Source organism: Pedobacter sp. HMWF019 (assembly GCF_003061025.1).
GTDB lineage: Bacteria > Bacteroidota > Bacteroidia > Sphingobacteriales > Sphingobacteriaceae > Pedobacter.
In genome coordinates, this window is sequence record NZ_QAIL01000005.1 from 1 (window position 1) to 6439 (window position 6439).

The window sequence follows — 6439 nt, forward strand, 5'->3', positions numbered from 1 at the left end:
GGCATTAAACATCCAATATTAACTAATCTTGAATTAGAGAAATTAAGAAGTATTGATACTGGTGTTTTTCAATCTAAAACACTGCAAACTTATTTCAGAGCTTCCGGTAAGCCAGGAGCTATGGCTAAAGCATTGGATCGTTTATGCCGCTATGCCGTTGATGCCGTAGAAGATGGCTTTCAGGTCATCATTTTATCTGACAGGGCTGTTGATTCTGAACATGCGGCTATACCTTCTTTACTAGCGGTATCTGCAGTTCATCACCATCTGATCCGTAAAGGTCACAGAGGTGCTGTAGGCATTGTAGTTGAAGCTGGTGATGTTTGGGAAGTACACCATTTTGCTTGTCTGATTGGTTTTGGTGCTACTGCGGTTAACCCATATCTCGCGCTGGAAACCATTAAGGGAATAGAACATGAAACAGATCAGAAACTGGAAAAACTAACTCAAAATTATATCTATGCTGTAAATAACGGTTTGCTTAAAATATTCTCAAAAATGGGAATATCAACTTTACAGTCTTACCATGGAGCGCAGATATTCGAAATCTTAGGTATCCACAAAAATGTTGTTGACACCTATTTTTCTGGTTCAGTATCCAGAATAGGTGGGCTTGGTCTTGATGAAATTGCAAATGAAGCACTTATTAAACACAGCCGGGTATTTGGAAAAGCCAACAGGCCAGACCCAATTCTTCCAACTGGCGGCACTTATAAATGGAGACGTAAAGGTGAACAGCACTTGTTCAACCCACAAACTATCCATTTACTACAGAATTCAACCAGAAGGAATGATTATGCTACTTATAAACAGTATTCCAAACTAGTTAATGAACAAACGAAACAAGCCTATACTATTCGTGGCTTGTTTGAATTTAAATACAATAGGCCAGCTGTTCCTTTAAATGAGGTTGAGCCAATTGAAAATATATTAAAACGTTTCGCAACAGGAGCAATGTCTTTTGGTTCAATTTCGCATGAAGCACACTCTACACTTGCTATTGCTATGAATCGCATTGGCGGAAAAAGCAATACCGGTGAGGGTGGCGAGGATGAATTGCGCTATGAAGTTTTGCCAAATGGAGATTCTATGCGTTCGGCTATTAAACAGATTGCGTCTGCACGTTTTGGTGTAACCAGTTATTATTTAACAAATGCCGACGAACTTCAGATCAAAATGGCACAAGGTGCTAAACCAGGAGAAGGGGGGCAGCTTCCAGGACATAAAGTTGATGACTGGATTGCAAAAGTTCGTCATGCAACTCCGGGAGTTGGTTTAATTTCACCACCGCCTCACCATGATATTTACTCTATTGAAGATCTTGCTCAGCTTATCTTCGACCTGAAGAATGCAAATCGTGAAGCGCGTATTAACGTGAAATTGGTGTCGAAAGCTGGAGTTGGAACAATTGCTGCAGGGGTAGCCAAAGCTCATGCTGATGTGATCCTGGTTTCTGGATTTGACGGAGGAACAGGTGCTTCTCCATTAACTTCTATTCAGCATGCAGGTTTACCTTGGGAGCTTGGATTGGCCGAAGCCCACCAAACCCTTGTTAAAAACCGTTTAAGAAGCAGAGTAGTTCTGCAAACTGACGGTCAGCTCAAAACAGGAAGAGATATTGCAATTGCAACTTTATTAGGTGCAGAAGAATGGGGTGTAGCTACTGCTGCTTTGGTTACTTCTGGCTGTATTATGATGCGTAAATGTCATTTAAATACTTGTCCGGTAGGGGTAGCGACTCAAGATCCTGAACTGAGAAAATTATTTACTGGTGAAGCAGATCATGTTGTAAACCTTTTCTATTTTCTTGCTGAGGAATTACGTGAAACAATGGCTGAACTTGGTTTCCGTACTGTAAATGAAATGGTTGGGCAGGCTGATGCTTTAGGTGTTCGTCAAATTGCGGAGAGCGATTGGAAACTGAAGGATCTGGATCTTTCCGGAATTTTATATAAAGCACCGGATAACGGCCTGAGCTTCTATAACACAGAACAACAAGACCATGGACTTAGCGATGTTCTTGATCATAAGCTGATCCAGGCTGCACAGCCATCTATTCTTAGCAAAGAGCCTGTATTTAAAGAATTCGAAGTAAAAAATACAGATAGAGCAATTGGTACAATGTTATCTAATGAGGTCTCTAAAGTGTATAAAGGCCAGGGCTTGCCTGTAGATACTATTAATTTTAAATTTAATGGGTCTGCCGGACAGAGCTTTGGGGCTTTCGCGGCAAGAGGTATCTCTCTTCAATTGGAAGGCGAGGCTAATGATTATGTGGGTAAAGGGCTTTCCGGAGCAAGATTATCTATTTATCCTTTCTCTAATATCAGTTACGTGCCAGAACAGAATATCATTATTGGTAACGTGGCGCTTTATGGCGCGACCTCAGGTGAATTATTTGTAAGAGGTCAGGCTGGAGAAAGGTTTGCGGTGAGGAACTCTGGTGCAACAGCCGTTGTAGAGGGGCTTGGCGATCATGGTTGTGAGTATATGACTGGTGGTGAAGTTTTGGTTATTGGCGAAACGGGAAGCAATTTTGCCGCAGGTATGAGCGGTGGTGTTGCCTGGATTTACGACACAAAGGGTAATTTTCCAACCAAATGCAATAAGGAGATGGTTGACCTGGATCCATTGACTGAAGAAGATGAATTGCGAATTAATATTTTATTAAAAAAGCATATTCAATTAACCGGCAGCAAATTGGCTCAGTTTATATTAAATGATTGGGCAACTCAATCTGCACATTTCATCAAAGTATTCCCTAAAGAGTACAAAGCAGTATTAATGAAAAGAAATTCTAAATTAAAAATATCTTAAATTATGGGAAAAGTAACTGGATTTTTAGAGTATGAAAGAACTGCTCCTGTAAAAGAAGACGCTAAAGCGCGTTTAAAACATTACAATGAGTTTGTTCAGGCGTATGAAGCAGAGCAGATCAATAAGGAGGCTGCACGTTGTATGGATTGTGGGGTTCCTTTTTGCCAGTCGGGTTGCCCACTGGGAAATGTTATCCCTGAATTTAACGACGCTGTATATAAAGGAGATTGGCAGCTGGCAACATCTATTTTGCTAAGCACTAACAACTTTCCTGAATTCACTGGAAGAATTTGTCCTGCACCATGTGAATCTGCATGTGTGCTTGGAATCAACAAACCACCGGTTTCCATTGAAGAGATTGAAAAACATATTATTGAGATTGCTTTTGCAAAAGGCTATATTAAAGCGGAGCAACCTTTACTAAGAACAGGTAAAAAAGTAGCTGTTATTGGTTCAGGCCCGGCTGGTTTAGCTGCAGCAGCACAATTGAATAGGGCAGGTCATGAAGTTACTGTTTATGAGCGTGATGACACCCCTGGAGGACTGTTAAATTACGGAATTCCTGATTTTAAACTTCAGAAAGATGTGGTAACAAGGCGTATTTCACTTCTGGAGAAAGAAGGGGTTATATTTAAATGTAATTCTAACGTTGGGGTGAATGTAGAGATCAGCACTTTATTAAGAGATTTTCAATCTATTGTACTGGCTGGTGGTTCCACAATCCCTAGAGATTTAAGTATTCCGGGCCGGGAATCTAAGGGCGTTCATTTCGCTATGGATTTTTTAAAACAGCAAAATAAACGGGTAAAGAATTTCAGTGTTGAACAGGAACCTATTTTAGCAACTGGTAAAGATGTTATTGTAATTGGAGGGGGGGATACAGGTTCAGATTGTATTGGAACTTCCAACAGACAAGGGGCCAAATCTGTAACTCAGTTCGAAATCATGCCAATGCCTTCGCAGCAACGCACGTCCAATATGCCTTGGCCAACTTACCCAATGCTTTTGAAAGTGACTTCTTCTCATGAAGAAGGATGTGAAAGAGGTTGGGCCGTAAACTCCAAAGAATTCATTAAAGATGAAAATGGAAATCTGAAGGCCTTGAAAATAGTGGATGTAGAGTGGCAGATTGACGCAAACGGACGCCCGGTTAACTTTACGGAAGTTGCTGGTACCGAACGCGAATTACCTTGTCAGTTGGTACTCTTAGCTATGGGCTTCCTACATCCTCAGAAGGAAGGTTTACTGGAGAAATTAGGTGTTGAACTTGACAACAGAGGGAATGTTAAAGCTGAAGAAGGAAATTATCAAACGAATATTGCAAAGATTTTTGCTGCAGGTGATATGAGAAGAGGTCAGTCTTTAGTGGTTTGGGCAATATCTGAAGGTAGAGAGACTGCAAGAAAAGTTGATGAATACCTGATGGGATATAGTAAATTGCCATGTAAAGATGGCATTCCTTATGCCTGATCAATATAAAAGTGTATAAAAAGAAAGCCGATGTTTATGTAGCATTGGCTTTCTTTTTATACACTTTTATCCCATCAGTTAAATTTTGTTAAATTATTTGCTTGTTTTAGTGTTTGGACATCAATTTGCAGTATCTTGATTACTAAACGAAACCTTAAATTGGTAACAACATGAAAAAGATAATTATTGTTGCTGTGCTATTGATGACCTCAATATTCAGCATACCTGCCAAAGCTCAAATCAGCTTGAACATAAATATCGGCTCTCAACCGCTTTGGGGACCAACAGGTTATGACCATGTAGATTATTATTATATTCCTGCAATTGATGCTTATTACTATGTACCTTCTGGCCAGTATATTTATTTAACCAATGGCCGTTGGACATGGAATAGAAATCTACCTCCAGCTTATGGAAATTTCAATCTTTATAATGCTTATAAGGTGGTGATCAATAAGCCAAAACCTTATCTACAACATAGCACGTATGTTCGCCAGTACGGCAAATATAAAAATTGGTCTGGTAAGCAAACTGTAATTAGAGACAGCAGGGATAATAGATATTCGGTTGTGAAAGGGCATAGTTTGTACAAAAATAATGGAAGAGGCACTCCATCAAGAAATGATAACAGGCCAGCAGTAAGGTCCAATAACGATAGGGGTGGCAGACCGGCAAATAACAACAGGCCTGAAAGAAAAGATCACCCGGAGCAAAGAGGTGGTAGAGGATAATTAGGATATGGTAAATATAAAAAAGAGAGAGACCGGTTTTATACTGGTCTCTCTCTTTTATTTATCGGATGGATTTTTCTTTTTTTGTATCAATAGCTCAACCATTTTTTGAATCCTTGATATTCTGGTTTTTTCCTGTTTCGCGGTCAAGATCCAAAGCACATATTCCTTTTTATGGCTCCAGGCCAGCTGCATAAAGAAATGATAAGCTTCTTTATGTTTTTCCAGTTCCTTGTTTAAATCCTTGGGTAAAAGGACCTGTTTATTCTCGATATCTATAAACTCTGCATAAGCGTTATTTTTTATACTCGAGTTGGCTAGCCCGGATGGCTTGATCTGGTCCTGAGGTTTTAGCCTTATTGCCGTCCAGACATCATTAATTGATACTGAAGCGCATGGACTCAGATTAAATTTTTTAACACCATCCCAAGGTCCCATCATATTCATATCCGTTGTAATTCCAGAATTTTTTTTTGGATAGGCTATCCAAAGAATAGTATCAGGTGTCAATGTAGCTGATAAAGTTTCGAGACAAGATGACAATTCTTCTTCAAACCGAACAAACGCCAATGCTGTATCATACGCGTGATTGTCTCTGTAACTGAGTTCAATGGTTTTGGGAACAGCACCCAATATAGACTGAATATCTTCCGGCGGATGAGATAGCAAGAGCCTGTGCCCTGGTTTTACTAGTAATTTTTTAAATAATGCATGATCCATAGGCCTTGATTTATAATCTAATTTTCGCAAAAAAGTCCCAAAGTACTATCCCTGCTGATACTACAATATTGAAAGAATGTTTAGTTCCAAATTGAGGAATTTCTATACATTGGTCTATAATTGACATGACTTCATCACTGACTCCGTCCACCTCATTTCCAAAAATAAGTGCATACTTTTTCTTAGGATCTGGTGTAAATGTATTTAGCATAGTACTGTTTTTGGCTTGTTCTATGGCTGTTATGGTGTAACCATCACTCCGCAAGCTATTGATTGCTTCCGTTGTTTTTTCAAAATGTACCCAATCAACGGATAGGGTTGCTCCCAAAGCTGTTTTCTCAATTTCCCTATGGGGAGGACATGCTGTGATACCGCAAAGAACCAATTTTTCAATTGCGAAGCCATCACCGGTTCTGAATACGGATCCTACATTATGCATACTTCTTACATTGTCCAGAACCACAGCCACAGGCAATTTATCCTGTTCTTTAAATTCTTCCACACTTACCCTGTTCAGATCGTCTAGTTTTAGTTTCTCCATTAAAATTTTAATTATCTTATCGATATAATAATCGTTTTTTTCGATTCATTTACTGTTTCCGCTGTTTTCAAGAGCTCTTAATGCTCAGTTTAAAGGTAATGAACCGATTATATGCCTCCCAAATTATTCATATAGGTTTATGTATTGCTGGGTATAGTGG

At 39.4% G+C, this 6439-nt stretch carries 5 protein-coding genes; 3 read left to right on the forward strand and 2 right to left on the reverse strand.

The window, feature by feature from the left end:
• The 3 genes from gltB to DBR11_RS00150 form a co-directional block, all read left to right on the forward strand.
• A partial coding sequence (gltB, locus tag DBR11_RS00140; RefSeq protein ID WP_108549581.1) for a glutamate synthase large subunit occupies positions 1-2817 on the forward strand: 2817 nt, incomplete at its 5' end.
• A gap of 3 nt (positions 2818-2820) precedes the next feature.
• Positions 2821-4287, forward strand: coding sequence for a glutamate synthase subunit beta (locus DBR11_RS00145; protein ID WP_108549582.1), 1467 nt, complete (start codon positions 2821-2823; stop codon positions 4285-4287).
• Positions 4288-4457: 170 nt separating this feature from the next.
• On the forward strand, positions 4458-5018 hold the full coding sequence (locus DBR11_RS00150; protein WP_108549583.1) for a hypothetical protein: 561 nt from the start codon (positions 4458-4460) through the stop codon (positions 5016-5018).
• Positions 5019-5075: 57 nt separating this feature from the next.
• On the opposite strand, the gene DBR11_RS00155 is transcribed toward DBR11_RS00150, so the two are convergent.
• Positions 5076-5738 carry a YdeI family protein gene (locus DBR11_RS00155; RefSeq protein WP_108549584.1) on the reverse strand — a complete coding sequence of 221 codons (663 nt, stop codon included), beginning with the start codon at positions 5736-5738 and terminating at the stop codon, positions 5076-5078.
• Positions 5739-5748: 10 nt separating this feature from the next.
• Positions 5749-6279, reverse strand: a complete 531-nt coding sequence (locus DBR11_RS00160) for an RNA methyltransferase (protein WP_108549585.1) — start codon at positions 6277-6279, stop codon at positions 5749-5751.
• Positions 6280-6439: the final 160 nt, after the last annotated feature.